The organism is Nonomuraea sp. NPDC026600 (genome assembly GCF_040638335.1).
Taxonomy (GTDB): Bacteria; Actinomycetota; Actinomycetes; order Streptosporangiales; family Streptosporangiaceae; genus Nonomuraea.
The window spans coordinates 317,097-341,501 of sequence record NZ_JBEZYD010000003.1 but is presented as its reverse complement, the minus strand read 5'-3'; the positions used below and the strand labels follow the sequence as shown (position 1 = coordinate 341,501).

The following is a 24,405-nucleotide window of genomic DNA, read 5'->3' as shown; positions in this document are numbered from 1 at the left end:
CCATGTTCGAGAGAGGAATCGAACGACTCATGAGCTACTTCACCGACCAACTCACCGCCGAAGAGCAGCGGATCCGCGCCACAGATCCCGCGAGAGTGCTGGTGCGGGAGTTCGGCGGCGACTGCCCGCCGATCGTGGCCCTGTGCGGCTCCACCCGCTTCCGCGACGAGTTCGCCCGCGCCAACCGCGACCTCACCAGCGAGGGCCACATCGTGCTGGCTCCGGGCGTGTTCGGCCACTCCGGAGACCCGATGACCGACGAGCAGAAGCAGCTCTTGGACGACCTCCACAGGCGGAAGATCGACCTGGCGGACTCGGTCTACGTCGTCAACCCGGGCGGGTACGTCGGAGCCAGCACCCGAAGCGAGATCGCCTATGCGGCCGAGCGTGAGAAGCCGATCACCTACCTGGAGCCCGTCGTCGTGGCTGCCGAGCAGGACGGCGGGGTGTCCCGGTGAGCAGCATCTACCGCATCCTGTGCCTCTCCCACGACCCCGCCATAACCGTGGAGGCCGAGTACGACCGCCCTGAAACCGCCGCCGCCGCGATCACTGCAGGGGTCGACGGCCACGCACGCTGCGACCTGCTGATCGGCCGCTACTCGTACCCGCTCATCGAAGTCGGCTGTCCGCCCACCACCGGCCCTCAGCGCATCGGCCAGCACCGCTGCTACCCCCACTCCGCGCCGGAGTGGGTTGACGTGGCGTGGCTGCGGATCCTCGCCGCCGTGCACCAGTCAGGAACCGAGCGGATGCGGGCCTTGGCCCGTGAGAGCCGCCTGGGCTGCTGGTCGTGGGAGCGGCTGAGGCGCCTGCGTGACGAGCTGAGCATCGATCTGTCCGAGCTGGCCGGCCAGTCCGGGGAGGCGCCGTGAGCATCCGTGGCGTCTCCCTCGACTGCGACACCCCAGGCTGCTGGGCGTACTGCCAACTCACCGGACCCACCGTGGAGGCCGTGATCCGTTTCGCTGTCGAGCGCTACGACTGGAGCGTCCGGGACGGGTGCCACTTCTGCGCTCCGTGCACGCGTTCGATGTCGGGGGAGGTACAGGCGCCCGCCGGTTGGGTCCACGACTACGTGTCCACCGCGTGCGCCCACGCCGCCCATGAGGGCCGCGAGGAGTTGCATGCCTGGTGCCGGATCAGTTGCAAGTACGCCCTCGGAGAGCCGGAGTTGTGCCGCTGCCCCTGCCACTCCGAAGGCGCTCCCGTTGTCATGCCCGTCTCGTGGGTGGACCAGGCCCGAGACGTTGCCCGAACGCTGTTCTGGGCGATCGGAGAGCGGGACCTGCCTGCGATCGACCGCGACCTCGCCGAGCGCATCGCAGCCGATCCTGACCTGTTCTGGTTGCGCCAGGAGACGCCAGGGGAGGGCCGGTGAACGGCTACTCGGAGACGGGCTGCTGGACGCGCTCGCTGTGGATCAGCCACTCGCGAACCTTCCGCCAAGACCATGCGGGTGTCCCGTTGACGGTGGTCTCGGGGGCTGGCATCGGCGTCTCGCGAGGGCGGAGTCCGCTGCGCGCGGGGGCGCCCTTGGCGACCCAAGCGCGGCGGTACTTCTCCCAGTTGCGGACGGTGCTCACCGGGAAGTCCGCGCCGAAGTCCTCTTGGGCGCGCTCGATGATCTCGGCGTATCCAACGATGTCGTGTCTCCCGGCCATGTGATCAGCATACCGGGCGCGGCTTTCCGGTCAAGCCATGGGTGGCTCAATCACGTTTATGTCACGAGGCGAACGAGTAAGCCATATAAGGCTTGACGGATAAGCCAAATCAGGTAGCTTTGAGTCATCAGTAAGAGCGACCAGGGAGAACGAGATGACCGCCAAGCTCACCGCCGTAGACATCAAGACTGGTGACCACGTGCTGTGGCTCACCCCGTTCAGCAACGGCGAGACCGCCCGAATCCTGGACGTCCAAGACTCCGTCGAGCTCCCCGGCATCGTCGAGATCACGGAAGCGGATGACTGGCAGAACGAGTGGTGGCCTGGCGCTCACCGCACCCGCCTCTTCCGCCGGGACCGCGCGGACATCGTCGCCGCTCGCATCGCCTGACCCTTCTCTCCGGCCCCGGGCACCCCGGGGCCACCCCAGCCCGACCAGAAGTCACCCGGTGTGCGAGACCCGGGCGGGCACGCAACCAAGTCCCTTCGACCTTGGAGCCACGTTGGCGATCGCCATCGACGCCGCGCAGACCGCGAGCTTGCGCGCCCACCTCGACCGGCTCATGTCGGCCACCAACGCGCTGACCGACAGTGCCCACCTGCCGCTCACGCACACCCTCAACCTGCTCGACGACATCGCCGACAGCATCACCGGCCTCGACATCACCGACTGGTCGCAGGTGTGGCTGAAGGCCATGGCCGACGTGGAGAACCTGCACGCCGAGAGGCTCGCCGGACGCCCGTTCGAGGCGTGGGCGCGCGAACTCAAGGGCGCGCTCAACATCCTCGCCGGGATCATCTACCGCGCGCTCGGCGACACTCAGTCCCAGGAGAGCGAGGACGAGCCGCAGCCGCTGGCCCCCGACAACGGCGAGTGCAGCACCTGCCCCTGCTGCCCGGCCGAGGACTGCGAGAACGGGGAGTGCCTGGACGACGGGGCGGGCGCCCCCGGCTGCCCGTGCACCGTCGTCCGCACCGTGCCCGCCAAGGGCGGCATGCTCGGCTACAAGGTGCACGCCCTGCGGGAGGGCGCTCCGCTCCCCGGCGGGACCCGCATCGCCCGTGTGGAGGACTACGGCTCCGACTCCCACGTGCTCATGGTCGGCAGCGACGGGCGCGAGCGGTACGTCCACCGCCAGGCGGAGATCCGCGAGCTGGAGTCCGGCAAGGTGCGCGTGGTCGAGCCCGAGTACGCCGGATGGGCCGACTAGGCCGAACTGACCCCTGTTCCCCGGGAGGACTCCAGCACCTCCCGGGGCTCCCTCCCCGCCCCTCCGACGTAGGAGACGTGACCGCGATGACCGACAAACTGGTCGCCACCGGAGACCCGGACGCTGACGCCTACCTGCGGATCGCCCGCGACATCCACGTCTGGACCGTCGCGCTGGGCAAGGCGACGGACCTGGTCGACGACGGCCGGCCGCAAAGCTCGATGCCGTGGCCGCCCGCGGCCGACGACCGTAACCCGCTCGGCTACGAGAACGTCGCCGACGTGGTGGCGTGTGCGCCCGCCCTGATCGACGAGACGTGGGAGCGAGCGCACCAGCACTACCTGTCGGTTCGCGCCCGCGACGAGCGGATCGCGGAGCTGGCGGACCTGCATGTGGGGCGGCTGTGGGATCCGAAGTTCATCCTCGACACCTGATCCGCCCCCAACCCCTCGACGACGACCAAGGAGAACCGATGCTCATGGCCACCAGAGAGAGCAACGAGACCGGAACCCGCGAACTGATCAGCGCCGAGGAGTTCGACGCCCTGACGGACAAGGTCCTGTCGCACGACAAGTTCTGCCCCTGTCGGCACTGCGGCCGCATGGACGAGCTGATGAACGCGATGTGCGTCCACACGTACTGCCGCAAGGCGTTCCTGCCGGGTCGTTGGGGCTGCGACGAGCACCCGCACCACGGCCCCAAGCAGCAGACCGCAGACGCCTGATCCCGCGCCGCAAGCGCTTTCCCGCCGCCTACCCCCCTGAACGGAGAACCCCAAGATGCCGAAGTACAAGGTCAACCTGGCTCGCGTGACGTGGCTGACCGCCTACGTCGAGGCCGACAACGAAGACGATGCGCTGGAGAAGGCGTACAACGTCGTGCCGCCCTTTACAGACCAAGAGGCTGGCCGTCGCCAGTTCGATCACTGGACGGCCAGCGCGGACGACTGGCTGTCTCTGGAGGACTTCTACAACGCGTTCAACACCTACGACGCCAAGCAGCACGGCCTGATGGTCGAGACGGACGAAGACGCCTGACGCCCTGATCCTGTCTCCCGGCTCCTGCCGGGAAGACGCCCTACCCGAACGGAGAACCGACCGATGACCCTCACCACTTCCGTCTACGTCCTAGACGAGATCGCCCACCAAGACGTGTTCCTTAAAGGCAACCAGCTCATCGGCGCGACGGAAAACACCCGCTTCCGCGACGAGCAGAAGAAGACATGGCGCGTGGGTGGCGTCGGCCAGCCGGAGCCGGGCAACGCATGGATCCTCGGTAATCACGCCGATCAGGGGCTTTGCGCCCTGCTGGACATCTACTACCGGCCGAACGCTCCGCTCCGCGCCGCCGACAACGGCTGCGAATGGTATTGCGGCCCAGGCTGCTACGCCGAGCACGACAACCCGGCCTGCTGGCTGGAGGTCTCGTTCGATACCGCGTATGGCTACCGGGATGAACAAGGCCGACGCTGCGGCGACCTGCATGCGTCCCTTGTCGCGGACCTCGGCAGGTGGCTGGACGAGCGCGCCGTGCGATGGCTGTGGGAGGCCGACACCTTGGCAGAGGTCTACTCGGGGTACGAGCGCCTGCCCCGCCTGTGCTCTGCCGGGTCCGAGGCAACCGCATGGTTTCGTACGTCGGTGCTGCCCGCCATCCAGGCGAAGGCCCGCTCCTGACCTCCTCGGCTCTCCTCCTTCCCGGCTCGGACGGGACTCGCCTCAGACGCAGGGGAGAGCACCACTGAAGAGCCCGAACGATCAACGACAGGAGAGGCCCGAGATGGCCAAGCGCCGCCTCACCAAGACCGCCGTTCAAGAGGCGATCCACGAGACCAAGACCAAGCCGTTCGCCGACCAGGTCAGCCTCACTCTGAAGAGAATGGACGGACGCCACGAGGTGAGCGTCCGCCTGTTCGACCGCCTCGACGACCCGCGCTCCACGCCTGCCGGGGAAGCGCTGATCGGCCACCTGGAGGCGTCCGGGTGGGCTGTCACCCACAGGCTCGGCCGGGCGTACTCCACGCTGACCGTGTCCGAACCAGTCTCCGCGCCCGAGGAGGGCTAAGCGATGGCCACGCTCAAGGTCCGCTTGGCGGCCCGAGACGCCTTCCTCGCCAAACTGGCCGAGGCGGCTCGGCACCGCGACGACAGCCAAGAGCTCGTCCCCGGCCTGTACGGCTCACAGGATCCCGCGTGGGTGGTGTACGAGGCGGAACAGATGCTCGCCCTCGTCAACGAACTCCGCGCCGAGGAGGGGCTTCCTGCGGCGACGCTCGACCAGGTCCGCCGCATCGAGCAGTCGGCGTCCGGCCACTGCGACTATGCCGACAAGTACGCGTTGAGGTGCGCCTTCCTGGCGCTGGGAGAGGAGGGCTGACGTGGCTCTCACGATCGACGACGACGCCGGCGCGATGACGAGCACCATGTGCGACGCGACTGCTACCCGCCAGCCTGACGGCCGGTGGACGGTCACCGGAAGGTCTGGCGCCTACGACCGCAACCAGGCGATCTCTGCGCTGACCATCGACGAGCTACGCGCGGCCGGCGTGCCCACCTCCGACCCGCTCGTGCAGATGCTCGAATCCGAACTCGGGGAGGTGTCCGATTGACCGCGCCAGAGCCGAACCCGACGACCTGGATCCACTCCATCCTCGCCTGCGCTGTCCCGGTAGAGGACATGCCAGACGGTCTGTGTGGCGAGTTCATCGAGAGCGATCCCTGCCCTTCCCACGGAACGAGTGCGAGCGATGCCTGAGCCTGAGACGCCTCTCACCTGCCCGAAGTGCGGGTCACAGGCGGGTGTCGTTGAGAGGGTGCTCGGGACCTTGGACTGGGGGCTCGCCGTCGTCAGCCGCGATGGCTTGGTCCATCCCGCCGAATACCAAGACCCGCCCGTCGTGACGGCGGACAACAGCAGCCACGTGGGCGCCTGGGCGGTCTGCGATGCCCGCAGCTGCGGGCATCAGTGGAAGCTCCGACGGCGCTTCGACCACCACCCGATCAAGGAGAACGCCGATGCCTGATCCCATCCCAGCGGAAGCCCGCACCCCGTTCCGGGTTCTGGTGACCGGATCCCGCACATGGACGGACGAAGGCGTCATCCACGACGCTCTCAGCGAGCTGCTGTTCCGCCACAAGGCGATCGTCCTCGTGCACGGCGCCTGCCCGCGCGGAGCCGACCGGATCGCCGAACAGTGGGCTGCCTTCCGCAACGCAGGGGAGTGGACGCCCGTTCGCGTCGAACGCCATCCGGCCGACTGGAACGGCCCTGCCAAGCGCGGCGCCGGGTTCGCCCGCAACGCCGAGATGGTCTCACTCGGCGCCAATCTGGTGCTCGCCTTCATCGTCGACTCCTCTCGCGGCGCATCCCACACGGCCGACCTCGCAGAGAAGGCAGGCATCCCGGTCCGACGCCACCTGAGGAGTAGCCGTGCCTGACCTTCCCGAGGAAGCCGTACAAGCTGCTGTGAAGGCGGTCAACGCGAAGGAGTGGAAGGCGGACGCGCCTTGGTCCATCCACAACATCCACAACTTCGACAGCGACTGCGCCGTATGCCGGGAAGATCTGCCCGCCGTGCTCACGGTCGCTCTGCGGGCGGCCGTGGACGCTCTGGCCTGCGCAGGACTGGTCGTCGTCTCCGCTGAAGAGCACCGAGAGTTGCTCGGCCTCATCGAAGAGTTCGCCGATCCCAGCCCGTGCGAGTTCGACCACGACGGGGGCTGCCAAGCTCACGGACCGACTTCCACATGGCCTGGCTGTCCGCACGCCAGAGCTGGCGAACTGCTCGCCGCCCTACCCGAGAGGACTGCCGATGCCTAACCTTCCTCGCCTCGCTCGCTGGCTCCGCACATGGGCCGACAGGATCGACGACCGAGGAGCACCGAAGCACACCGGCTTCTCGTTCACGTTCGAGGCCGGCGAGGGCATCCGGTGGCGCGACGACGGCCGGGGCTGCCCCATCTTGTACATGGGTGAAGACCAGTACGGGCGAGCCCACCACGAAGCCGACTCCTACGACCCGGTCAGGCAAGAGGTGATGGAGTTGCTCGACGCGGTCGACTCCGGCGACGACCTGCCGCCCGGCTGGACTCTCGGCAGCACCGCGGGAAGGGAGGACGATCGTGGATGACGACCTCCGCCCGCTGATTCTTCTCGACGTGGATGGCGTCCTCAACCCGTGGCACAAGCAGGGGCCAACCTGGTTGAGCGTGAAAGCCATCTGCGACGGAGTGACCTATCCGGTGGTGCTCAATCCCGAGCACGGTCCGATGCTGCTCCAGCTCGCGCAAGAGACCGGCGCCAAACTGGTGTGGGCGACCACGTGGGAGGAGCACGCCAACCAGGAGATCGGGCCACTGATCGGGTTACCCGAACTGCCCGTGATCGCAGTCAACTCGGGTGGCGAGGTTCCTCGCGTCCACCCGAAGACGCCGCCCGTCGCCGAGTACGTCAACCGCAGGCCGTTCGTCTGGTTCGACGATGACCTGGAGCGGGCCGACCGCCTGCACCTCAAGCATCACGCCAACGTGGGCGCCTTCCGGATCATCGACGTCGGCCCACGCAAGGGGCTCACCGGCCGGCACATCGAGCAGGCCGCCGAATGGCTCGCCGCTTTCGCCAGTCCTGACGACAAGGAGCCTGTTTGTGGCTGAAGACCTCCGCCAGCGCTACGCCGAAGCGCTGGCCGATGCGGCGAACTCGCAGACGTTCAAGAAGCCAGGACCAGCCTGGGACGGGTTCCGCAACATGTGGCTGGGCTACGCGGACGCAACTTTGGCCGTACGAGACGAGGAGCTGGAGCGGCTCCGCGCCGAGGGTAAGCGCCTTGGCTACGAGTTGGAGCAGTGGCATGCGGCTTACGGCGAGAAGGCGCTCCCGGGGATGCTCGCTCGACTCCGCAAGGCCGAGGCCGCGAACGCCCGAACCCGTGCTCTTCATCCCAGCGCCGAAGAGGCTCACGCCGCCGGCCAGGTCCTTTGCGTGGAGTGCGCCCAGCCCGCCCCTTGCCGGACGCGTCAGGCTCACGACGACACCGGAGGGACCGACCATGGCGGGTGAGAAGGTCGTCGAACTCAAGCTCCGCCTCGCTGAAGAGGCGCTGGGGCGAGAACGGCAGCGCGCCGGACGCGCAGAAGCCACCGTGGCCCGCGTCTCCGCAGTGCACCACGTCCACCACTGCGAGGAGGATGGGCACGTGCTCGACCGCACCCCGAACCCGTGCAAGTCCGACGGCTACTGCTCGTGCGGCCAGCCGGGGGACCGGTGCCCTACCCTCCGCGCGCTCGCCGAGCCTGAAGAGGAGATGACCGATGGGGCTGGCTGAGAGGGTCTCGCGAGGCTTTTGGGAGCTCTTCCACGCCCTCGACAACGTGCAGGTGTGGAGGAAGCGCCGCACCGCCGCCAGCCCTGGGATCGTCGTAGGCGCGGCCCTGACCTTCACCGACGGCGACGGCAAGCTGATCGCCACCGTCTGGCCCGACGAGGGTACGAAGGTGCACCAGCCCGACAAGATCCGCGCTGCGGGTGACGCGCTCGTGGAGCACCTCGCGGAAGCAGCAGCCAGAGAAGCGGCTGAGAAGGAGTTCGGGAGCGCGCCGTGAACCTCCTCGACCTCCACGTCCCGCCCCTGCCGCCGATGCTCTGCCTCGGCGGCTGCGGCAAGTTCCTGTGGGACCCGAAGTACCGAGAACTCGGCTATGGCAGGGATTGCGCGGAGAGGTTAGGGATCATCGCCCCGACATCGCCCCGCTTCTCAAAGCGCGCTGGCGGAGACTGCGACGGGCAAGGCGACCTACTGGAGGAGGAGCGTTGACCGACGACGAAGAGATGCTGTGCGTCTGCGGGGTGCCGATCACGCCCTGCGCGGTCGGCTACACCCACAGCCCTCGCGGATGGATGGGCAACTGCAACGACCCGCGGCCGGCCGACGAGTCGAAGAGTGCCCGCTACACCTACGACCCAGAGGCGGGGGCCACATACGTCTACCTGCGCCACCCCATCCCAGAGGGAGGTGTGGCAAAGACGGCCGAAGTGGACGCCATGGTGAACGTCGACTACGACGCCGACGGTGAGGTGATCGGCATTGAGATCATCGGCAAGTGGCCGGACCCGTCGACGCTGTGCCCCGCCTGCGAGCGCTGCACCTGGAATCCTGGCCCAGACTGCGGGAAGGCCGACCACCCGCACTGCCCGACATGTGGGCACTGCGAGATGCGACACGTGCGGGCTGTAGCGGAGGGAGCGACACCATGAGGGAGCCGACCCACGAGGAGTGCACCTCCCACGCCACCGTCGTCCTGGGCGACGGCAAAGAGGGCATCGCTTGCTGGTACCCGCAGATGGGCGGCTACACCGCCCACGCCGTGATCGTCCTCGACGCGGGCTGCGTCGATGTGTACGTGTGGCACGACGGTGAGTTCCCCTTCGCGGATGACGACGGCCCTCCTGTGGTGCTTCACCACTGCAACGGAGGCCAGTTCATCGAGTTCGGCAAGCTGATCGAAGCCGTCACGGAAGGGACGAGACCGTGGTGACGCTGGACCGGGCTGCAGAGCTTCAGGAGGCGATCGACTCCGCCGAGGAGGAAGGCTTCACCTCCCTGGAGCAGGCCGCCGCTGACGAGCTGATGCGGCTGTGGGGCGACCTTCACCATCAGATGCGGGATGCTCGGGACGGCTGCTGGTCGGTCGGCTGCGAGTCCGTCGCCCACCGCATCGCGGTCATGACGAAAGCGCTCGACGAGGCCACACCGTGGCAGCAGATCGAACTCGAACTCCTGGAGTCGGGCGTCTACCAGCGCTTCCACGACCTGATGGGCGTTCCGTACGAGCCGCCGGACATGGCTGTGGTCGCTGAGATGCGGGCAGAGCGCGGACCAAACATCCCCTGATGATCCGGCCCTGCGAGGTCTGTCGAGCCCGTCAGCTCAGCGCGTTCACGCCGGGTATATCCGCCTATCTGGGATAATGGCCGCATTGTGCACGACTCTCCGGCCCTCATGATCGGCCATCCCCGCATCCCCGGCATTCAACTCCACCGAGCCATGCGTTCCGGCGAGTGGCATCTCCTCGTGTACTGCCCGACTGTGACTGGCGAGCAGCTCGCCGATCTGGGGGAGTGGCTGGCCGAACGAGGCCGGGAACACACAGCGACGTCCGAGCGCTAGACAGCGGAAACGGCTCCCCGCCACCAACGGAGAGCCGCCTCACCCACAACCTCGCCTGACCGTCGACCACCACAGCCTCAGGTCTCTCCCGTACAGCGTACTGATCGGGGAGGCCAAACCGTGTGGATCCACTCAGACCCCAACGCCGACGACGGCCACTGGCGCGACAACGGCCAGCGTGAATGCGCCCGCGGCGACAGATGCTCCGACCCGCGTCTGGCGGCGCAGGGCGCCAAGACGGTCCGTCTCCCGGCTCTCACCTATCAGGCGTTCTGCCACCAGGACCGCAACGCCGTCGAGAAGGCCCTCAACGACCTTCCGACGCTCTTCGTCCGCGTCCACCAGCGCCTCGACAAGACGTTCGCCGCCTCGGCGGGAGGCCCGATCGTCGCCATGTCGAAGACCGCGCCCGTGCCGCTCTCTCTGCCCGCCGATGAACTGCTGCGTCTCATCCTGGCCATCCTCGTCTCGTGGGAGGAGCGGGTCCGTACCGTGGCCCGACTCTCGCTGATGGACACCGGCGCCTCCCGCCGGCGCCGTGACGGGGCGGTGCTGACGCAGGCGTGGACCATCCTCGCCGCACACCTCGACGCGCTGCTCGCCCTGCCTGCGGAGCCGATGCTGCGCGGCGACGAACTCGCCGACCTGTCCGGCTCCGACGCGGGGCTGGAACTGCTGCACCTGGCCTACCGCTGCCGGGCGTTCCTCACCGACACCAAGCAGGCCCCGCGCCACCTGGCCGGCGTGTACTGCGACTGCGGGTTCGCCGAACTGTACGAGGTCCTCGACGACGACGGGCAGCCCGATGGGGCGCGGTGCCGCACCTGCCGCTGCGAGTACGACCAGGAGGACTACATCGAACTGACCAAGGTTCGGGCCGAGCCGGTGAAGACGTACCGGCGGGGTGGAGTTCGAGTCGCTGTGCTGGACGATGCGGGCAGTAGGCGGGCGTGAGCGGTTGATCCGTAGCCGCCATCCCGTCACGGTGCCGGGATGGCGGCTATGAAGTCCGCGTTTCGGTGCGCCGAAGTTGTCGTTTCGGCTGATGACCTGTTATAAATCGATTGATCGTGGGATCAAAGGCTCTCGGACACAGACGTGTCGAGGGCCTTTTCGCATGTCTGGGGGTGGCCAGCATGCCGGACCGCCCTGAGCGGATCACGATTGCCGCCGCCGCTGAGCGTCTCGGAAAGCCTGAGCCGACGGTGCGCGTGTGGGCTTCCCGCCACCACGCCCGCAAGCTGCTCAAGCTCGGCAAGACAGCCTGGTACGACTGGCTGGACATCGCCACGATCGCCCGCCAGCTCCACCGCGGCGAGCCTGTGCCGGCCACGCCTGAGGAGCGCGACGAACTGCGCGCCGCCCTCTCGATCGCCGCCTAGACAGCGCTATACGACTTCATAGACGCGCGCTCCTGGTGCAAGGAGCGTGCTGGCTCCGCCGCATCCTGCCCCCGTGGGGTGCGGCGTGGAGCCCCACCCGGTGTCGGTCTGGTCTGCGGGATCTGAGGGGTCCACGGGCGCAGGCCAGGCCGTCACCACCCCCAAAGCGCGCGCCCGGCTCAGCGTGGGGGGTCACCAGAGCTCGGGCGCGTATCAACCTCCAACCCCCTGGAGACCACATGGACACGGTGAAGCCGTACCTGGTAATCGACGCCAGATTGGGCCGCGACAAAGACGAGAGCCACTACCCGTATGACGCGTTCCTGACGTGGCTGCGAGCGGAAGGCATCGACCCCGAGAAGGGGAACCGCTGCGAGGTGTACGAGGGCCGCGACGGGAAGCCGCCGTACGCGATCGTGCACCTCTTCGAGTTCGACGCGGACGGGCGCAAGATCCTCAACGAGGTCACCGACGAGTACGTCACCTACACCGACATCGTGACCCTGTCCTCGCTTCCTCCCTCGCGGGAGGTGTGAGATGTCCGATCTGCTCTCGTGGCTTCGGGCCACGATCGAAGGCGACAAGGTGGCAGCCGAAGCGCTCGACGGCGAGATCTGGACCGCCGTAAAAGCGCACGGCGACTGGCATATCCAGACCAGCCAAGATCAGACGTTCGGCGGGGACTCCGAGTGGGGTGACCTCGACCCCTGCGAAGCGGTACTCATCGCCGCCCACGGCCCCAGGGACGTGATCGCCCGGTGCGAGGCCGAACTGGCGCTGCTCGTTATGCATGAGGACCTGCACGATTGTGTGACCGAGACCGGCTCGCAGGTGTTTCCTGCTGGCGACCGCGACGAGATCCTGTGCCCGACCATCCGCGCTCTGGCGCAGGCCCGTCGCTACCGTCCCGGCTTCAACCTGGCGTGGCTTGAGGAGGCCCAAGCGGAGGAACTGTTCGATTGGGCGCGCACCGAGGAGCGGATCGCAGACGGGCAGATCACCGACCCGGCGTGGCTGGAGGTTTCTCGCGCCGGCAGCGCAGTCCGTGCGGCTCTCGGGCTCACAGGTTCGATGCGGGAGGTGAGCGACGTCCCGCATCCCTTCGTCGCGGCCAAGGGTGACCCGTACGACGGCGTTCAACAGGGGCACCTCGCGCAGTACTGCGCGGCGTGCGGATGTATTCGATCGCTGATCGCTCACAAGGAATCGTGGGTGGACGCCTGATGCGTATCCAGATCCTTCCTCTCCCGTCCGTCATGGTCGGCGACGACATGGACGAGCCGTTCGCGCTGGTCATCGACCAGTGGGAGGGTACGCCAGCGGAAAGCGCGGCCTGGGCGGAGTTCGGCCTGTCCTGCTGTGCGCTGGCGGTCCTGACGACGCCGTACACGGTGGAGATCGTGGACCGGTACGCCGACGCTGCTCCTGCGGCGGGCGACGCGGACGCCGAGAGGTTCGCCGACGAGTGCGCCCGGCAGCTCGCGCGCAAGCACGGCGGCTGGTACCCCGACCGGACCGCGTCACCGCAGCATGTCGAAGGGCTCAGCGACGAGGGGCAGAGCTGATGTCTCGGCGGGAACGCATCCTCAGGGCGTACTTCCTGGTGATGGCCTGTATTGGCCAGGTCTGCACAGCATTTGTGCTGGCGACGGAGGGGTTGTGGTGGATGGCGGGAGGTCAACTCGTCACCATGGGCTGGCTGCTCACGTACGCCTACGAGGCGAGGAAAGCGTGGCAGCGAGACAAGGCGCGGACTGAGTTGAAACGGACATCTCTAACCTAAACCGGGCGCGTTGAGCAGTTTGTACAGCGAGCCCCGTCTCACTTCAGCAAACTGCCCAGTTATTCCCGGTCTCGCTCGAACATATGGCCGATGTTTCCGTCCTGACCTGGGCGTTTTGGCCAGTGTTCGGCGTGATCTTCTGGGACAATAAGGACATCAAAAAGACCTCGACAGGCGGACTTGCACGAACGCCCATCGAGGTCTCACGCCAACCTGTTAGGAGCAGGCTGACGATGGACAACAGTACTTTGTTCGACCCGGAGGATGACGGCCGGGGCGTAGGAACGGAACTCCAGATCTCGCCAGCGATGGCCGCGTCGCCGTTCGATGCTCTTCGTCAGGTGGATGAGGAGGGCGAGTTCTGGTCTGGTCGCGACGTCATGCCGCATCTCGACTACGAGCAGTGGCGGCGCTTCGTCGATTCCATCGAACGGGCGATGGCTGCACTCCGGAACAGCGGAGAGATCGTCCAAGATCACATTGCCGCCTCCGGCAAGATCACTAAGAACGCTCGCGGACATCGGAGAATCCTCGACGACTTCCGCCTGAGCCGACACGGGGCGTTCCTCGTCGCCATGAACGGCGACCCGCGAAAGCCCGCGATCGCGAACGCCCAGGCGTACTTCGCCCAGCAGACCCGAAAGCAAGAACTGGCCGAGCAGGCCCTAGCCGACGCGATCGACGCGCCGCCTTCGGCCGACCTGGTGAACCTGCGGGACGTGCGAGCGCTCAAGCAGTTCCACGAGATGTTCGGTGCCGCTCTCGCGAGGATCGATGAGCAGGCCGAGCAGATCCAGCGCGAGCAGACCGGGCGCATGATCGAAGCCGCTGGACGTCAGGCCGCCGAAGAGGAGATCGCCATCATCGGCCCGAAGGCCGCCGCTGCTGATCACCACCGCGCGGCGGACGGGCTCATGACGCTGTCGGACTTCGCGAACAAACTGAACGCCTGGTCGGTCCAGAACCTCGGCATCAAGATCAAGCACAAGGACGTGTTCGACTTCCTCGGCGAGATCGGCTTCATCTGCCGTGGCAACACGGTCCGCAACAACAGGCCGAAGTCGTTCGCCACCGACCGGGACTTCATCCGGGAGAAGGAAACCGAGTACGAGGACAAGAACGGCGTCCTGCGGATCAGCTACTCCTCTCGGCTCACCCCTCCCGGCGACGGGTGGGCGTGGGACCGCGCGGTGACCCGGCTCAACGACTTCGGTTCGCTGCGCAAGCCCATGGACGGTGTCGCGTGACCTACGACATCAGGGTGTCCCTGTCGGAGTCGCGCGGCCCGATCCCGCCCCGGATCGAGCACCAAGAGGACCACACGGGCGCGGTCACCTACACCGTTGCCGGTCGTTCCACGACCTGCCCCGAGTGCGGGAAGACGCCGCAGGCTGGCGACGCCATCACGAAGATCTTCACGTGGTGGTTCCACGCCGACTGCGGCGTAAAGCACCTGGAGAGCATCGGCGTCAACCAGGCATGGGTGGCCCTCGCCCTCCAGTTGGAGCGGTCGCCGAGCAAGTTCACCGCCGTGGAGACCCGCGCGATCGTCGGCAACCTCCTGCGGATGAACGGCACGTCAGCTACGTATGGACCGCCCAACCTCCCCGACCCGGAGGATGGCGACGTCATCGACGGCACGCCGGGCTTCCGCGTCATCAAGGGCGGCGGCGATCCCACCGATGATCCCTGGTACTACCCGGTTCCCGATGACGACGACCTGATGTAGCACCCCAAGACCTCCGGGCGGGCGGTTGTGACTGCACGCCGCCGTCCGCCCGGATACAACCCCTCACCCCGGAGACCCCTCATGTCCGATGACCTTCGCCAGCGTGCCCGCGACTGGATCACAGGCTTCCTCGCCGCCTCGGATGAGGACCGCGTCAACTGCGTGGCGCTGATGCTGGGCGCTGCCGACGATGCACTCGCGTGCGTTACCGACCGGCACAGGGCGAGGCTCGCGGGCGAGGACGATGAGGAACTGTCCGAACTCCGCGAGGAGGTGGCGTTCGAGAAGCACCGCTCCACCACCTTCCTTGCCGACTACAACTTCCTCGACTTCCAGTTCAAGGCGCAGGCGCGCGAACTCGCCCGCCTGAAGGCCGAAGGTGCCCGCGATGTCTGATCTTCTCTCCTGGTTGAAGACCACGATCGAGGGCGACCTAGCGGCAGCCCGAGCAGCCGACGAGGCTTCTCCCGGCCCGTGGGTGAACACCGGGCAGGCAGGACAGGACGACGCCTGGCAAATCCACGGAGCGCCCACGGGCGAAACCGAGGTCAACTGGGACGGCCCCGAGCCGGTTGAGTCCCCAGCGCTTCTGCAGGTGGCAACCCTCAACTATTCGGACGGCGGCGGCGTGTGGGAGCGGGAAGCCGCTGACCACATTGTGTTGCAGCAGCCTCGGGACACGATCGCCCGCTGCCTGTCGGAGTTGGCGATCGTCGACGAGATGATCCCCACGCCGAACGAGCGCCTGTTGCGGCTGATAGCTGCGGGCTACCAGAACCGTCCTGGCTGGCGGGATGAGTGGCATCCGACTCCGCCGCATGTCCGTGAGTGGCTGGCCGGTTCGGAGGAGCGCCGCAAGCAGCCTCTACAGCCGGACAACCTCGACGAGCTACAGGCCCGCCTCGACGCGCTGAAGGCCGAAGGCGGCCCGCGATGTCTGAACCCTCTGCTGGGTTTCGCGCTCTGGCTGGACCTCCGGGCGGCCTATTGGTGGACCTCGCTGCAGCCCGGATGCCTGCACCTCGTGCAGTAGCACCCGTGCTCGTCGCAGACCATCTCGCCGCACTCGCGGCAGTAGAAGCCGCTCCGAGCCTGGCAGAAGTCGCACATGCGACGAGCATACGAGGACCGGCTCTGACCCGACTCGAATAGCCGTTCGGCCCGCTGGATATCCTGACCGCATGCAGGGCGACCCTCCAACTGTGCGCATTCTCCCGGACGATGCCGGATTCCTGCACGAGTGGCGTCTACAAGAGGACGGCTCCTGGCAGGCGCACGTCACGTGGGTGGAAGTAGGCGGCGCCGCCTACCGGGCGGGCCTCAATGAGCGGGACGAGTGGCTGCCAGCCGACCGCGTGGAGCCCATCCCCGGCGAGGACTACTCGCGGGTGCCGCGCACGAGAGCCGCACCCGACCAGCCGTAACGCCACCTGACCCGACCACCTAGGCCCGCCTCTGCGCGGGCTTTTCGCATGCCGTCCCAGACCCGCAGCCACGAGGCTCCGTAGCCTCCCGTGAGACAAGGGGGGCCTGTGATGGCCATCCGCATAGCCACAGCCTCCCGTAACGCGGCAGCCGACGCCATAGCCGCGTTGGCGTCCGGCGGCTCCGTGGAGATCCGTACCGGCACCCAGCCGGCCACCGCGCAGGACACCGCCACCGGGACGCTCCTCGCCACGGTGACGCTCGCCACGCCCGCCTACAGCGGAGCCGCCACAGGCGTGGCCGCCCTCGCCTCCACCCCGCGCACCGCGACGGGCGTTGCCGACGGGACGGCGGGCTGGTGCCGCGTCAAGGGCTCCGGCGGAGCGACCGTCTTCGACGGATCCGTCACCACAACCGGAGGCGGTGGCCAACTGGAGTTGGCGACCACCACCATCAGCACCGGCCTCACGATCAACGTGACGTCCGGCAACCTCACGATGCCCGGCTCGTAGTCGACGCCCGACCTGCCCGCAGGGATCTCCAAGGAGGCCGGATGCCGCTGCTCGACGCAACCCACAGGGCCAGAACCGCAGCGCAGTGGATGCGCGAAAACACCACCACCTGCACCTTCACCAAGGCCAGCCTGCACAACGCGATCGGCGCCGCAGATCAGTGGGTTGAGGACAATCTCGCCTCCTTCAACAACGCCCTCCCGGCAGGGTTCAAGGCCGCCGCCACCGCAGAGCAGAAGGCCGACCTACTCGGCTTCTTGCTGTGGCGTCGCATCGGGAAGCTCAAGGCTGAGGAGGACTAGTGGCCACCGCCTATCAGGACCTCCGCCCCGGGTCGGCGCTCGTCCCCACCACGGCCTTCGCCCAGATCCTGCGCAACATGGGCAGCAGCGGCCCGGTCGAGTGGTTCGCCTTCGACGCCGCGACGCCGGAGAGCGCCTTCTGGGAGCTGGAGCCGTTCGCCTACCCGGTGTCGAACCCGAACATCACCGTGGATGTCGTGTGGGGCGCTGCGACAGCCACGTCGGGCGTGGTCCGCTGGTCCGCCGCCCTGGCAGCGATCACCCCTGAGAGCGACAGCCAGGACCCGGAAAGCAAGACGTACGCCACCGCCACCGCAGTGGATGACACCCACCTCGGCACCACAGCCAAGCGGCTGATGCGGGCCACCATCACCCTGACCGGCTCCTCTCTGGACAGCGTCGCGGGCGGGGACGAGGTGTGGCTGAAAATCGCCAGGGTCGCCGACCACGCCAACGACACACTGGCAGGGGACGCCTGGCTGAAGAAGGTCCGCTTCTCCTTCGACTACTAGGAGGCGGACATGGCGGTCCGCTTCAGCGCCTCCGGCCAGCACTACCAGGCCACCACCGGCCTGCCCACCACCGTCTACACGATCACCGCGTGGGTGTGGGCGACAGATCTCGGATCCCGCTACCGGGTCGTCCACTACCTGCGCCAGTCCTCCGGCGACCACTACACGGCCATCCAGGTCCGCAACCTGCCGACCGACATCCAGCTGTCCGACGACGTGTCATACGCGTTCGGCGGCGTCGGCCCGCTCGCCATCAGCCCGGCCACCTGGTACCGGGTAGCGGCCGTCGTCAACGGCGCCAACGCGACGTTCTACAGCGCCGCCGCCGGCGACCCGCTCACCTCCGCCTCGGTGGCTGATTTCAGCCCGCCCGCTACTCCGAACCAGCTGTGGATCGGAGCCGACCCGTTCTCGAACTGGTGGGACGGCCGGTTCGCGGCGATCAAAATGTGGGACGCCGCCCTCACCGCCTCCGAGGTCGAGCAGGAGCTGGGCCAGTACCAGCCGCTCCGCACCACGAACCTGCTGCGCTGGCACCCTCTCATCAACGCCGAGGTGACCGACTACTCCGGCAACGGCAACACGCTGACCGGCGGAACCGGAGCAACCACCGAAGACGGTCCGCCCCTCGCGTGGGGTTCGGCCATCCCGGTGGTCATCCTGCCGCCGTCCGAGACCAGCGGCACGCTCACCGCCACGCTGCCGCAGATCACCGCCAGCATGACGGCGACCGTCACCTCGGCCGGCGCACTCAACGCGACCCTCCCGCCGCTGACCGCCTCGATGACGGCCACGGTAGTAGACGCCGCCACCCTGTCGGCCACCCTGCCCGCGCTGACCGCCACAGCCTCCGCCAGCGTCGTCAACCCCGGCACCCTGACCGCGACACTCCCCGCCCTACAGATGTCCATGAGCGACGCCATCACCGCAGGGCGGCTCGGCGGATCCCTCCTCGACACCAGCCTCGGCGGAACTCTGATCTAGGAGGCGGGCATGGCCAGCACCGTCTCCCTCACCCTCGTTGAGGACGACACTCCGCTCCGCACCTGGCAGATCACCCAGGCCGGGTCGCCGCTCAACCTGTCCGCCGCCACCGTCGTCATGGTCATCAAAGCCAGCCAGCACGTTGAGGACGACGCCGTCACAGGCGTCTACACGCTGACCGTCGGAACGGGATTGACGCTCGTCGACACCTCCCTCGGCAAGGTTCAGGCGGAGATCCCCGCGGACGTCACCGCCTCACCCGGCACCTGGTTCTACAAGATCAGGGTCACCATCACAGGCAACACAGAGACCGCCATCGACGGCTGGATCTCCATCTCGGACGCCTGATGGCACGCAAGAGCCTCACGGTCTGTTCAAAACCCCGGGCGCGCATGACGATCGACAACCACGAGTCCGGCTCACCCGAAGACCTCGCCATCCGCAAGCGGTTCGGCCTCACCGAGCAGGACACCACGTGAAGGTTGCCATCGACTCCCTCATCGCCGCCCTACTCGACTCTCGCCTTGACCTATCCGGTGATGCAGGCGGTGGAGTGGCGGTGCGCTGCCGGGACTGCGACAAGGCCGTCCTCGCCTACTACTCCGCCAACGGCACCCCATACGTGGATCCCGCCGTGGCCAACGTCGCCACCATCCCCGCCCTGTGGGCTACAGCCGTAGACCACCTAGCCTCTGCACACCGAGCGGAGGCCAGGTCATGACGACGGACCCCGAAGAGCCAGGTCTTGACGGTAAGTGCGGCGCACGAAAGCGAGACGGGTCTGGTGGCCATTGCACCCAGACCGCAGGTTGGGGCACTGACCACGTTGGCATCGGCAAGTGCCGCAAGCACGGCGGGTCCACGAAGAACCATGTCGCCTCCGCCAAGAATGAGAGGGCCCGCCTGGCTGTGGCCACGTACGGGCTGCCCCGAGAGGTAGACCCCGCGGTCGCTCTTCTGGAAGAGGTGCACAGGTCTGCCGGCCACGTCGCCTGGCTTCAGCAGAAGGTGGCGGAGCTCGACGATGAGGCGCTGGTGTGGGGTGTCACCGAAGAGGTGAACAAGACCGCCACCGAGTTCTCCGGTATCGACGTCACGTCGGCGGCGAAGCCGAACGTGTGGCTGGAGCTGTACCACCGCGAGCGTAAGCACCTGACCGACGTGTGCAAGGCGGCTCTGGCCGCAGGTATCGCGGAGCGGCAGGTGCGTCTGGCTGAGCAGCAGGGCGCTCTCCTGGTCGGGGTGATCCAGCGCATTCTCGACGACCTGGAGTTGACCGCCGAGCAGCGCGAACTTGTACCGACTGTGGTCCCGCGGCATCTCCGCGCGGTGTCGTGACACTGCGTGAGAGTGCTGGCGGTTGTGTCGCCCGGTCGGTCCTTGTCCGCCGGTGAATGCGGACTACATCGATCATGGGATGTGCACGTCGGGGCGATTCCGGCCTATCGTTACCGTGCGTGAGGGGCGGCCATGACGCTGACCGCTTGGGAGCATGCAGCCCGCGCGTTCGAGCCGACGCCTGTCTCCCCCTACCGCTACGACCCCGAGGGCTGGGCGCGAGCACGACTCGGCGTGCATCTGTGGAGCAAGCAGCGGGAGATCTCCGGATCCGTAGTCGCCAACCGGCGCACCGCCGTCAAGTCCTGCCACAACGCCGGCAAGTCGTGGACTGCGGGCATGCTCGGCTCATGGTGGATCGACGTCCATCCGCCCGGCGAGGCGTTCGTGGTCTCCACCGCCCCGTCCTATCCACAGGTCCACGCGATCCTGTGGGAAGAGATCCGCAAGACTGCGAAGCTCGCTGCGGCGATGGGCGAACCGCTGCCCGGCCGCGTGCTCCAGTCGGATGAGTGGAAGCTCGACGACGGCACGCTGGTCGGCTGGGGTCGCAAGCCCGCAGATACCGACCAACACGGCTTCCAAGGCATCCACCGCCGCTATGTCCTGGTCCTGCTCGACGAGGCGTGCGGCATCCCGGAACAGCTGTGGACCGCCGTAGAGGCCATCACGACCGGCGCCGACTGCCGAATTCTGGCGATCGGCAACCCGGACGACCCGAACACCGAGTTCGGCAACGTGTGCAAGCCCGGCTCGGGCTGGAACGTCATCGGCGTCGCAGCGTTCGACACCCCGAACTTCACCGACGAGCCGTTCCCCGAACGCCTCCGGCCGCTGATGCTGTCGCCGGAGTGGGTGGAGGACAAGAAACGCCGCTGGGGCGAAACCTCACCCCGCTACGTGTCCAAGGTGCTGGGAGAGTTCCCCGAGGTCGGCGACGACACTTTGATCTCGCCTCGCTGGATCGAAGCCGCACAGCAGCGGACTCTCCAGCCAGGCCCGGTCAACGTGCTCGGCGTCGACGTGGCCCGGTTCGGCTCCGACCGAAGCATTCTCTGCCTGGCCCGCGGCCCGCTCGCCCGCATCATCGGCGACTACTCACATGCACGAACCACCGAAACCACCGGAAAAGTGATCGCAGCCAAGCGCGAGCACCAGGTGCACGAGATTCGCGTAGATGGCGTGGGCGTCGGCTCGGGCGTCGTCGACGAGCTGCTCGAAGCGGGGCACGACGTCCTGGATATGCAGTCCGGGGCTGGGGCGATCGACCGGGAGCACTACGTGAACGCCCGCGCCGAATGGTGGTGGGGGCTACGCGAAAGGTTCGAGGCCGGCGACATCGACCTCGACCCCGTAGATGACGAACTCGCCGCGCAACTGGGCACGCTGAAGTACAAGTTCACCGCCCGCGGCCAAGTCCTGATCGAGTCGAAGGACGACATGAAGAAACGCGGCCTGCCCAGTCCGGACCGGGCCGACGCGGTGATGCTCGCCTACGCCCACGTGGTGCCGCCAGATCAGATCATCGGCGACGAAGACCTGGACGAAGACATCGACGGCTACACCATCTCGCCTTACTGAGCCGAGGGAGGCGCTGTGGGCTTCGCCGCCTCCCTGCGAGAGACGTTCACCGCACCTGTCAGGGAGACCTGGTATCGGGCGACCGGGCGATCCGAGTTCGCCGAAGTGCTCCGCCAGGAGCGGGCCACGGTGGAGCACCTCAGGGAGTCGCTCGCCGACCTTGAAGCCCGCATGTTGGAGCCCGGATGGACTCACCTCACGGCTCAAGCGGAGCGGGAGTTCACCCGTGACGGGCTGCGGCAGATCACCGCCGTCAACCGCGTCATGGCGCTCAAGAATCCGCTGCTCAAGCGTGGGCTCGCTCTGCGCATGGCGTACGTGTGGGGTCAAGGGCTGGAGATCTCCGCCCGCGACGAGGACGTCAACGGCCTGATTCAGCAGTTCCTCGACGACGCGGGCAACCGCAGGTGCCTGACCGGGGCGCAGGCGCGTTCGGAGAATGAGAAGGCTCTCGACACGGACGGCAACCTGTTCTGGGCGCTGTTCACCAACCCGAGGACCGGCCGGGTGCAGGCCCGCTCTATTCCGTGGGATGAGATCGCCGACGTCATCACCAACCCCGAAGACTCGGCCGAGCCGTGGTACTACAAGCGGGTCTGGTACGAGAACTCGACCGACCCGATCACTGGCGGCTACACCTCCAGGCATCGCACCGTCTACTATCCGGCGCTCGGCTACAAGCCGAAGGGCTCACGGCCGCTGAGGGTTCGCGACCAGCTCGGCGACGCAGCCGAGGTGATGTGGGACGCGCCCGTCCACCACATGCGGGTCGGCGGCGGCAAGGGCTGGAAGTTCGGGCTCGGCGTCGCCTACTCCGCTGTGGACTGGGCGCAGGCGTACAAGGAGTTCCTGACCGACTGGGCTGTCCTCATCAAAGCGCTGTCGCGGTTCGCGTGGCGGCTCACCAGTAAGGGCAGCAAGCAGGCCCAGGTCCGGCAGCGGATGGCCACGGCGCCGGCCACGGACCGCTTCACCGGAGAACCGCAGCGGGCAGGCGCGACCGCGCTGCTCACTCCTGAGATGGCGCTGGAAGCCATCCCCAAGTCGGGCGCCACCATCGACTCCGAGTCTGGACGCCCGCTGGCCGCCATGGTGGCCGCCGCTTTGGACGTGCCGGTCACGATGCTGCTCGGCGACCCCGGCACCACCGGAGCTCGAGCAACCGCGGAAACGCTCGACACGCCGACCGAACGCACCATGGAGCTGCGGCAGCAGGAATGGTCCGAGACGCTTCGGGCCATCCTCGACCACGTCATCGCCTCCGCAATCAAGGCACCGCAAGGCCCCCTCAAGGGCAGCGTCACCCGCGACGAGACCGGCGCCGAAACCGTCGAACTGTCCGGCGGCATCGAAGGCACCGTCGACATCTCCTGGCCCGACCTGGACGACGTCGACGTCACCACACTGGTGCAGGCGATCGTCGCCGCGGACGGCACCACCTACATGCCGCCGCTCGTCGTCGTACGCCTCCTCCTTGAGGCGCTCGGCGTGAAGGACGTGGACGAGATCCTCCACGACCTCACCGACGAGGAAGGCAACTACAAGCCGCCCGAAGGCGCCGCCGGAGCGGCAGGCCAGGCCGCGGTGGACGCGTTCCGCCGCGGCGAAGACCCGGCCGCCATGCTCGCCGGACGCAAGCCCGGAGAGCCCGACAGCGGACCCGCACCCGATGACGGACAGGGCGATGCCGCACCCGAGCCGGACGGCAAGGAGCCCGACAAGGCGTAGGGGGGTGATCATGGCGATCACTCACGAGACGCTGCGCCTGGTCGAGCAGATGCGGCTCGCGGTCGGCTCCATCGTCGACGGGGTCACCCGCGGCCTCGTCTCGGCGTGGGTGAGGGCGTGGGATCAACTCGCCGTCGACGTGGCCGCAGGCATCGCCGAACTCCTGCAGGCAGGCGACGGCCGTTGGCCTGCCCGGCGGCAGATCGAGCAGACCGCCCGCGCCATGTCCGCGCTCGAAGTCGTCGCCGCAGCGCTTGGCCGGCTCGCGGCGCTCACCCGTTCGCAGACGATCACCGGGGCGCAGGAAGCCGCCAGGATCGCACTGGACGGGCAAAGCGAACTCATCTCCTCCCAGCTCCCGTACGGCTCCACGCAAGCGCTCGCCGCCCGCTACCGGAGGCAGCAGCCCGACACCATCGACGCGATCGTCCGGCGAACCGCTGAACAGATCAACGCCGTCCACTGGCCGCTCGCCGACGAAGCGACCGCGGCGATGAAACGGGAGCTGGTCCGCGGAGTGGTCGTGGGCGACAATCCGCGCACTGCGGCGGCCCGCATGCTGCGCAGCCTCGAAGGCGAGTTCAACGGCGGGCTCACGAGAGCCCTGAACCTGGCCCGCACAGAGATCCTCGATTCACATCGGCAGGCCGCGGAGATTGGCCAGGAAGTACACGAAGACGTGCTCGACGGCTGGGTGTGGCACGCCGAGCTCAACAGCAGCCGCGGCCGTACCTGCCCGTCGTGCTGGGCAAAGCACGGCACCGTCCATCCGCTGTCGGAGCCGGGGCCCATCGACCACCAGCAAGGACGATGCTCGCGGACGCCCAAGACGAAGAGCTGGGCCGATCTCGGATTCGACATCGACGAGCCCGACGACCTCATCCCGGACGCCCGCGCCATCTTCGATGCGCTGCCCGAGACAGAACGGGTCGCCATCATGGGGCGCCGCCGCCTCGATCTGCTCGACTCGGGAGAGATTGCGTGGGCGGACCTGCCGCAACGGAGGACCACGTCCGACTGGCGCGACTCCTACGGCGTCAGACCGGTCAAGGACCTGGAACACATCGCCAAACGCCGCGCCGCCTGACCC

Annotated in this window: 46 protein-coding genes; 45 read left to right on the top strand and 1 reads right to left on the bottom strand. The window is 67.6% G+C overall.

Going from position 1 to position 24,405, the window contains the following annotated elements:
• Positions 1–29: 29 nt before the first annotated feature.
• Genes AB0F17_RS08580 through AB0F17_RS08570 form a run of 3 tightly spaced genes read left to right on the top strand, consistent with a single transcriptional unit; the run spans position 30 to position 1,380 of the window.
• Entirely contained in the window at positions 30–458 is a 429-nt protein-coding gene (locus tag AB0F17_RS08580) for a hypothetical protein (RefSeq protein WP_358018414.1), read from the top strand.
• Positions 455–874 carry a hypothetical protein gene (locus AB0F17_RS08575; protein ID WP_358018411.1) on the top strand — a complete coding sequence of 140 codons (420 nt, stop codon included), beginning with the start codon at positions 455–457 and terminating at the stop codon, positions 872–874. Before AB0F17_RS08580 ends, AB0F17_RS08575 begins: the two co-directional genes overlap by 4 nt.
• Positions 871–1,380, top strand: a complete 510-nt coding sequence (locus tag AB0F17_RS08570) for a hypothetical protein (protein ID WP_358018409.1) — start codon at positions 871–873, stop codon at positions 1,378–1,380. The genes AB0F17_RS08575 and AB0F17_RS08570 overlap by 4 nt, the downstream gene beginning before the upstream one ends.
• A 4-nt stretch (positions 1,381–1,384) precedes the next feature.
• Here the strand turns inward: AB0F17_RS08570 and AB0F17_RS08565 are convergent, their stop codons facing one another.
• Entirely contained in the window at positions 1,385–1,663 is a 279-nt protein-coding gene (locus tag AB0F17_RS08565; RefSeq protein WP_358018406.1) for a hypothetical protein, read from the bottom strand.
• A 154-nt stretch (positions 1,664–1,817) separates the two neighbouring features.
• Here AB0F17_RS08565 and AB0F17_RS08560 point away from each other — a divergent pair, with 154 nt between their 5' ends.
• From AB0F17_RS08560 to AB0F17_RS08355, 42 genes are all read left to right on the top strand, one after another.
• Positions 1,818–2,054, top strand: a complete 237-nt coding sequence (locus AB0F17_RS08560) for a hypothetical protein (RefSeq protein ID WP_358018403.1) — start codon at positions 1,818–1,820, stop codon at positions 2,052–2,054.
• 112 nt (positions 2,055–2,166) lie between these two features.
• A complete protein-coding gene (locus AB0F17_RS08555) occupies positions 2,167–2,874 on the top strand; it encodes a hypothetical protein (RefSeq protein ID WP_358018400.1) in 708 nt (235 codons plus the stop codon).
• 86 nt (positions 2,875–2,960) lie between these two features.
• The gene (locus tag AB0F17_RS08550) at positions 2,961–3,308 is read left to right on the top strand and encodes a hypothetical protein (RefSeq protein ID WP_358018397.1); all 348 of its coding nucleotides are present in this window, start codon (positions 2,961–2,963) and stop codon (positions 3,306–3,308) included.
• A 44-nt stretch (positions 3,309–3,352) separates the two neighbouring features.
• Entirely contained in the window at positions 3,353–3,598 is a 246-nt protein-coding gene (locus tag AB0F17_RS08545; protein WP_358018394.1) for a hypothetical protein, read from the top strand.
• A 55-nt stretch (positions 3,599–3,653) separates the two neighbouring features.
• Positions 3,654–3,911, top strand: a complete 258-nt coding sequence (locus AB0F17_RS08540; protein WP_358018391.1) for a hypothetical protein — start codon at positions 3,654–3,656, stop codon at positions 3,909–3,911.
• Positions 3,912–3,974: 63 nt separating this feature from the next.
• Positions 3,975–4,550, top strand: coding sequence for a hypothetical protein (locus tag AB0F17_RS08535; RefSeq protein WP_358018388.1), 576 nt, complete (start codon positions 3,975–3,977; stop codon positions 4,548–4,550).
• Positions 4,551–4,653: 103 nt separating this feature from the next.
• The gene (locus AB0F17_RS08530) at positions 4,654–4,938 is read left to right on the top strand and encodes a hypothetical protein (protein ID WP_358018386.1); all 285 of its coding nucleotides are present in this window, start codon (positions 4,654–4,656) and stop codon (positions 4,936–4,938) included.
• A gap of 3 nt (positions 4,939–4,941) precedes the next feature.
• Positions 4,942–5,250, top strand: coding sequence for a hypothetical protein (locus AB0F17_RS08525; protein ID WP_358018383.1), 309 nt, complete (start codon positions 4,942–4,944; stop codon positions 5,248–5,250).
• 1 nt (position 5,251) lies between these two features.
• Positions 5,252–5,482: a hypothetical protein gene (locus AB0F17_RS08520; protein ID WP_358018381.1), complete on the top strand. Its 231-nt coding sequence runs from the start codon at positions 5,252–5,254 to the stop codon at positions 5,480–5,482.
• Between the two features lie 204 nt (positions 5,483–5,686).
• A complete protein-coding gene (locus tag AB0F17_RS08515) occupies positions 5,687–5,896 on the top strand; it encodes a hypothetical protein (protein ID WP_358018378.1) in 210 nt (69 codons plus the stop codon).
• Positions 5,889–6,311: a DUF2493 domain-containing protein gene (locus AB0F17_RS08510; RefSeq protein ID WP_358018376.1), complete on the top strand. Its 423-nt coding sequence runs from the start codon at positions 5,889–5,891 to the stop codon at positions 6,309–6,311. The genes AB0F17_RS08515 and AB0F17_RS08510 overlap by 8 nt, the downstream gene beginning before the upstream one ends.
• Positions 6,304–6,693 (top strand): hypothetical protein, encoded by a 390-nt coding sequence (locus tag AB0F17_RS08505; RefSeq protein ID WP_358018373.1) that lies wholly within the window; start codon positions 6,304–6,306, stop codon positions 6,691–6,693. Before AB0F17_RS08510 ends, AB0F17_RS08505 begins: the two co-directional genes overlap by 8 nt.
• Positions 6,686–7,003, top strand: coding sequence for a hypothetical protein (locus AB0F17_RS08500; RefSeq protein WP_358018370.1), 318 nt, complete (start codon positions 6,686–6,688; stop codon positions 7,001–7,003). The genes AB0F17_RS08505 and AB0F17_RS08500 overlap by 8 nt, the downstream gene beginning before the upstream one ends.
• Entirely contained in the window at positions 6,996–7,526 is a 531-nt protein-coding gene (locus AB0F17_RS08495) for an HAD domain-containing protein (RefSeq protein WP_358018367.1), read from the top strand. Before AB0F17_RS08500 ends, AB0F17_RS08495 begins: the two co-directional genes overlap by 8 nt.
• Positions 7,519–7,932: a hypothetical protein gene (locus AB0F17_RS08490; RefSeq protein WP_358018365.1), complete on the top strand. Its 414-nt coding sequence runs from the start codon at positions 7,519–7,521 to the stop codon at positions 7,930–7,932. The genes AB0F17_RS08495 and AB0F17_RS08490 overlap by 8 nt, the downstream gene beginning before the upstream one ends.
• Complete coding sequence (locus AB0F17_RS08485) at positions 7,922–8,197, top strand: hypothetical protein (RefSeq protein WP_358018362.1); 276 nt, start codon at positions 7,922–7,924, stop codon at positions 8,195–8,197. The genes AB0F17_RS08490 and AB0F17_RS08485 overlap by 11 nt, the downstream gene beginning before the upstream one ends.
• Positions 8,184–8,474, top strand: a complete 291-nt coding sequence (locus AB0F17_RS08480; RefSeq protein ID WP_358018360.1) for a hypothetical protein — start codon at positions 8,184–8,186, stop codon at positions 8,472–8,474. Before AB0F17_RS08485 ends, AB0F17_RS08480 begins: the two co-directional genes overlap by 14 nt.
• Positions 8,471–8,686: a hypothetical protein gene (locus tag AB0F17_RS08475; RefSeq protein WP_358018357.1), complete on the top strand. Its 216-nt coding sequence runs from the start codon at positions 8,471–8,473 to the stop codon at positions 8,684–8,686. The genes AB0F17_RS08480 and AB0F17_RS08475 overlap by 4 nt, the downstream gene beginning before the upstream one ends.
• Positions 8,683–9,126, top strand: a complete 444-nt coding sequence (locus tag AB0F17_RS08470; protein WP_358018354.1) for a DUF2283 domain-containing protein — start codon at positions 8,683–8,685, stop codon at positions 9,124–9,126. The genes AB0F17_RS08475 and AB0F17_RS08470 overlap by 4 nt, the downstream gene beginning before the upstream one ends.
• A complete protein-coding gene (locus tag AB0F17_RS08465; protein ID WP_358018351.1) occupies positions 9,123–9,407 on the top strand; it encodes a hypothetical protein in 285 nt (94 codons plus the stop codon). Before AB0F17_RS08470 ends, AB0F17_RS08465 begins: the two co-directional genes overlap by 4 nt.
• Positions 9,401–9,763, top strand: a complete 363-nt coding sequence (locus AB0F17_RS08460; RefSeq protein ID WP_358018349.1) for a hypothetical protein — start codon at positions 9,401–9,403, stop codon at positions 9,761–9,763. Before AB0F17_RS08465 ends, AB0F17_RS08460 begins: the two co-directional genes overlap by 7 nt.
• Positions 9,764–10,159: 396 nt before the next feature.
• Positions 10,160–10,993, top strand: a complete 834-nt coding sequence (locus tag AB0F17_RS08455; RefSeq protein WP_358018346.1) for a hypothetical protein — start codon at positions 10,160–10,162, stop codon at positions 10,991–10,993.
• Positions 10,994–11,175: 182 nt separating this feature from the next.
• The gene (locus AB0F17_RS08450) at positions 11,176–11,421 is read left to right on the top strand and encodes a hypothetical protein (protein WP_358018343.1); all 246 of its coding nucleotides are present in this window, start codon (positions 11,176–11,178) and stop codon (positions 11,419–11,421) included.
• Positions 11,422–11,660: 239 nt separating this feature from the next.
• A complete protein-coding gene (locus AB0F17_RS08445; protein ID WP_358018340.1) occupies positions 11,661–11,957 on the top strand; it encodes a hypothetical protein in 297 nt (98 codons plus the stop codon).
• 1 nt (position 11,958) lies between these two features.
• Positions 11,959–12,645 carry a DUF6221 family protein gene (locus AB0F17_RS08440; protein ID WP_358018337.1) on the top strand — a complete coding sequence of 229 codons (687 nt, stop codon included), beginning with the start codon at positions 11,959–11,961 and terminating at the stop codon, positions 12,643–12,645.
• Positions 12,645–12,986: a hypothetical protein gene (locus tag AB0F17_RS08435; protein WP_358018334.1), complete on the top strand. Its 342-nt coding sequence runs from the start codon at positions 12,645–12,647 to the stop codon at positions 12,984–12,986. Before AB0F17_RS08440 ends, AB0F17_RS08435 begins: the two co-directional genes overlap by 1 nt.
• A 451-nt stretch (positions 12,987–13,437) precedes the next feature.
• Complete coding sequence (locus tag AB0F17_RS08430; protein WP_358018331.1) at positions 13,438–14,451, top strand: phage antirepressor KilAC domain-containing protein; 1,014 nt, start codon at positions 13,438–13,440, stop codon at positions 14,449–14,451.
• Entirely contained in the window at positions 14,448–14,933 is a 486-nt protein-coding gene (locus AB0F17_RS08425; RefSeq protein WP_358018328.1) for a hypothetical protein, read from the top strand. Before AB0F17_RS08430 ends, AB0F17_RS08425 begins: the two co-directional genes overlap by 4 nt.
• An 81-nt stretch (positions 14,934–15,014) precedes the next feature.
• Positions 15,015–15,329, top strand: coding sequence for a hypothetical protein (locus AB0F17_RS08420; RefSeq protein WP_358018325.1), 315 nt, complete (start codon positions 15,015–15,017; stop codon positions 15,327–15,329).
• Positions 15,322–15,966, top strand: coding sequence for a DUF6221 family protein (locus tag AB0F17_RS08415; RefSeq protein ID WP_358018322.1), 645 nt, complete (start codon positions 15,322–15,324; stop codon positions 15,964–15,966). Before AB0F17_RS08420 ends, AB0F17_RS08415 begins: the two co-directional genes overlap by 8 nt.
• Before the next feature lie 169 nt (positions 15,967–16,135).
• Entirely contained in the window at positions 16,136–16,357 is a 222-nt protein-coding gene (locus AB0F17_RS08410; protein WP_358018319.1) for a hypothetical protein, read from the top strand.
• Between the two features lie 111 nt (positions 16,358–16,468).
• A complete protein-coding gene (locus AB0F17_RS08405) occupies positions 16,469–16,870 on the top strand; it encodes a hypothetical protein (RefSeq protein WP_358018316.1) in 402 nt (133 codons plus the stop codon).
• A 41-nt stretch (positions 16,871–16,911) separates the two neighbouring features.
• On the top strand, positions 16,912–17,172 hold the full coding sequence (locus AB0F17_RS08400; RefSeq protein WP_358018313.1) for a hypothetical protein: 261 nt from the start codon (positions 16,912–16,914) through the stop codon (positions 17,170–17,172).
• Positions 17,172–17,684: a hypothetical protein gene (locus tag AB0F17_RS08395; protein ID WP_358018310.1), complete on the top strand. Its 513-nt coding sequence runs from the start codon at positions 17,172–17,174 to the stop codon at positions 17,682–17,684. The genes AB0F17_RS08400 and AB0F17_RS08395 overlap by 1 nt, the downstream gene beginning before the upstream one ends.
• Positions 17,685–17,693: 9 nt before the next feature.
• Positions 17,694–18,668 (top strand): LamG domain-containing protein, encoded by a 975-nt coding sequence (locus tag AB0F17_RS08390; protein WP_358018307.1) that lies wholly within the window; start codon positions 17,694–17,696, stop codon positions 18,666–18,668.
• A gap of 9 nt (positions 18,669–18,677) precedes the next feature.
• Entirely contained in the window at positions 18,678–19,016 is a 339-nt protein-coding gene (locus AB0F17_RS08385; protein ID WP_358018305.1) for a hypothetical protein, read from the top strand.
• Positions 19,016–19,147 carry a hypothetical protein gene (locus AB0F17_RS08380; RefSeq protein WP_358018302.1) on the top strand — a complete coding sequence of 44 codons (132 nt, stop codon included), beginning with the start codon at positions 19,016–19,018 and terminating at the stop codon, positions 19,145–19,147. Before AB0F17_RS08385 ends, AB0F17_RS08380 begins: the two co-directional genes overlap by 1 nt.
• Positions 19,144–19,389 (top strand): hypothetical protein, encoded by a 246-nt coding sequence (locus AB0F17_RS08375; RefSeq protein ID WP_358018299.1) that lies wholly within the window; start codon positions 19,144–19,146, stop codon positions 19,387–19,389. Before AB0F17_RS08380 ends, AB0F17_RS08375 begins: the two co-directional genes overlap by 4 nt.
• A 245-nt stretch (positions 19,390–19,634) precedes the next feature.
• A complete protein-coding gene (locus tag AB0F17_RS08370; RefSeq protein WP_358018296.1) occupies positions 19,635–20,006 on the top strand; it encodes a hypothetical protein in 372 nt (123 codons plus the stop codon).
• A 132-nt stretch (positions 20,007–20,138) separates the two neighbouring features.
• Complete coding sequence (locus AB0F17_RS08365) at positions 20,139–21,587, top strand: hypothetical protein (protein ID WP_358018293.1); 1,449 nt, start codon at positions 20,139–20,141, stop codon at positions 21,585–21,587.
• A gap of 15 nt (positions 21,588–21,602) precedes the next feature.
• Positions 21,603–23,315, top strand: coding sequence for a hypothetical protein (locus tag AB0F17_RS08360; RefSeq protein WP_358018290.1), 1,713 nt, complete (start codon positions 21,603–21,605; stop codon positions 23,313–23,315).
• Between the two features lie 10 nt (positions 23,316–23,325).
• Entirely contained in the window at positions 23,326–24,402 is a 1,077-nt protein-coding gene (locus AB0F17_RS08355; RefSeq protein WP_358018287.1) for a hypothetical protein, read from the top strand.
• The last annotated feature ends 3 nt before the right edge of the window (positions 24,403–24,405 follow it).

What these genes read in the sequence shown, in the direction of transcription:
- AB0F17_RS08580 (WP_358018414.1), top strand. Translation starts at nt 30, where the DNA reads ATGAGCTACTTCACCGACCAACTCACCGCCGAAGAGCAGCGGATCCGC.
- AB0F17_RS08565 (WP_358018406.1), bottom strand. Translation starts at nt 1,663, where the DNA reads ATGGCCGGGAGACACGACATCGTTGGATACGCCGAGATCATCGAGCGC.
- AB0F17_RS08560 (WP_358018403.1), top strand. Translation starts at nt 1,818, where the DNA reads ATGACCGCCAAGCTCACCGCCGTAGACATCAAGACTGGTGACCACGTG.
- AB0F17_RS08550 (WP_358018397.1), top strand. Translation starts at nt 2,961, where the DNA reads ATGACCGACAAACTGGTCGCCACCGGAGACCCGGACGCTGACGCCTAC.
- AB0F17_RS08545 (WP_358018394.1), top strand. Translation starts at nt 3,353, where the DNA reads ATGGCCACCAGAGAGAGCAACGAGACCGGAACCCGCGAACTGATCAGC.
- AB0F17_RS08540 (WP_358018391.1), top strand. Translation starts at nt 3,654, where the DNA reads ATGCCGAAGTACAAGGTCAACCTGGCTCGCGTGACGTGGCTGACCGCC.
- AB0F17_RS08535 (WP_358018388.1), top strand. Translation starts at nt 3,975, where the DNA reads ATGACCCTCACCACTTCCGTCTACGTCCTAGACGAGATCGCCCACCAA.
- AB0F17_RS08530 (WP_358018386.1), top strand. Translation starts at nt 4,654, where the DNA reads ATGGCCAAGCGCCGCCTCACCAAGACCGCCGTTCAAGAGGCGATCCAC.
- AB0F17_RS08525 (WP_358018383.1), top strand. Translation starts at nt 4,942, where the DNA reads ATGGCCACGCTCAAGGTCCGCTTGGCGGCCCGAGACGCCTTCCTCGCC.
- AB0F17_RS08510 (WP_358018376.1), top strand. Translation starts at nt 5,889, where the DNA reads ATGCCTGATCCCATCCCAGCGGAAGCCCGCACCCCGTTCCGGGTTCTG.
- AB0F17_RS08500 (WP_358018370.1), top strand. Translation starts at nt 6,686, where the DNA reads ATGCCTAACCTTCCTCGCCTCGCTCGCTGGCTCCGCACATGGGCCGAC.
- AB0F17_RS08485 (WP_358018362.1), top strand. Translation starts at nt 7,922, where the DNA reads ATGGCGGGTGAGAAGGTCGTCGAACTCAAGCTCCGCCTCGCTGAAGAG.
- AB0F17_RS08480 (WP_358018360.1), top strand. Translation starts at nt 8,184, where the DNA reads ATGGGGCTGGCTGAGAGGGTCTCGCGAGGCTTTTGGGAGCTCTTCCAC.
- AB0F17_RS08465 (WP_358018351.1), top strand. Translation starts at nt 9,123, where the DNA reads ATGAGGGAGCCGACCCACGAGGAGTGCACCTCCCACGCCACCGTCGTC.
- AB0F17_RS08450 (WP_358018343.1), top strand. Translation starts at nt 11,176, where the DNA reads ATGCCGGACCGCCCTGAGCGGATCACGATTGCCGCCGCCGCTGAGCGT.
- AB0F17_RS08445 (WP_358018340.1), top strand. Translation starts at nt 11,661, where the DNA reads ATGGACACGGTGAAGCCGTACCTGGTAATCGACGCCAGATTGGGCCGC.
- AB0F17_RS08440 (WP_358018337.1), top strand. Translation starts at nt 11,959, where the DNA reads ATGTCCGATCTGCTCTCGTGGCTTCGGGCCACGATCGAAGGCGACAAG.
- AB0F17_RS08435 (WP_358018334.1), top strand. Translation starts at nt 12,645, where the DNA reads ATGCGTATCCAGATCCTTCCTCTCCCGTCCGTCATGGTCGGCGACGAC.
- AB0F17_RS08430 (WP_358018331.1), top strand. Translation starts at nt 13,438, where the DNA reads ATGGACAACAGTACTTTGTTCGACCCGGAGGATGACGGCCGGGGCGTA.
- AB0F17_RS08420 (WP_358018325.1), top strand. Translation starts at nt 15,015, where the DNA reads ATGTCCGATGACCTTCGCCAGCGTGCCCGCGACTGGATCACAGGCTTC.
- AB0F17_RS08415 (WP_358018322.1), top strand. Translation starts at nt 15,322, where the DNA reads ATGTCTGATCTTCTCTCCTGGTTGAAGACCACGATCGAGGGCGACCTA.
- AB0F17_RS08405 (WP_358018316.1), top strand. Translation starts at nt 16,469, where the DNA reads ATGGCCATCCGCATAGCCACAGCCTCCCGTAACGCGGCAGCCGACGCC.
- AB0F17_RS08400 (WP_358018313.1), top strand. Translation starts at nt 16,912, where the DNA reads ATGCCGCTGCTCGACGCAACCCACAGGGCCAGAACCGCAGCGCAGTGG.
- AB0F17_RS08390 (WP_358018307.1), top strand. Translation starts at nt 17,694, where the DNA reads ATGGCGGTCCGCTTCAGCGCCTCCGGCCAGCACTACCAGGCCACCACC.
- AB0F17_RS08385 (WP_358018305.1), top strand. Translation starts at nt 18,678, where the DNA reads ATGGCCAGCACCGTCTCCCTCACCCTCGTTGAGGACGACACTCCGCTC.
- AB0F17_RS08380 (WP_358018302.1), top strand. Translation starts at nt 19,016, where the DNA reads ATGGCACGCAAGAGCCTCACGGTCTGTTCAAAACCCCGGGCGCGCATG.
- AB0F17_RS08365 (WP_358018293.1), top strand. Translation starts at nt 20,139, where the DNA reads ATGACGCTGACCGCTTGGGAGCATGCAGCCCGCGCGTTCGAGCCGACG.
- AB0F17_RS08355 (WP_358018287.1), top strand. Translation starts at nt 23,326, where the DNA reads ATGGCGATCACTCACGAGACGCTGCGCCTGGTCGAGCAGATGCGGCTC.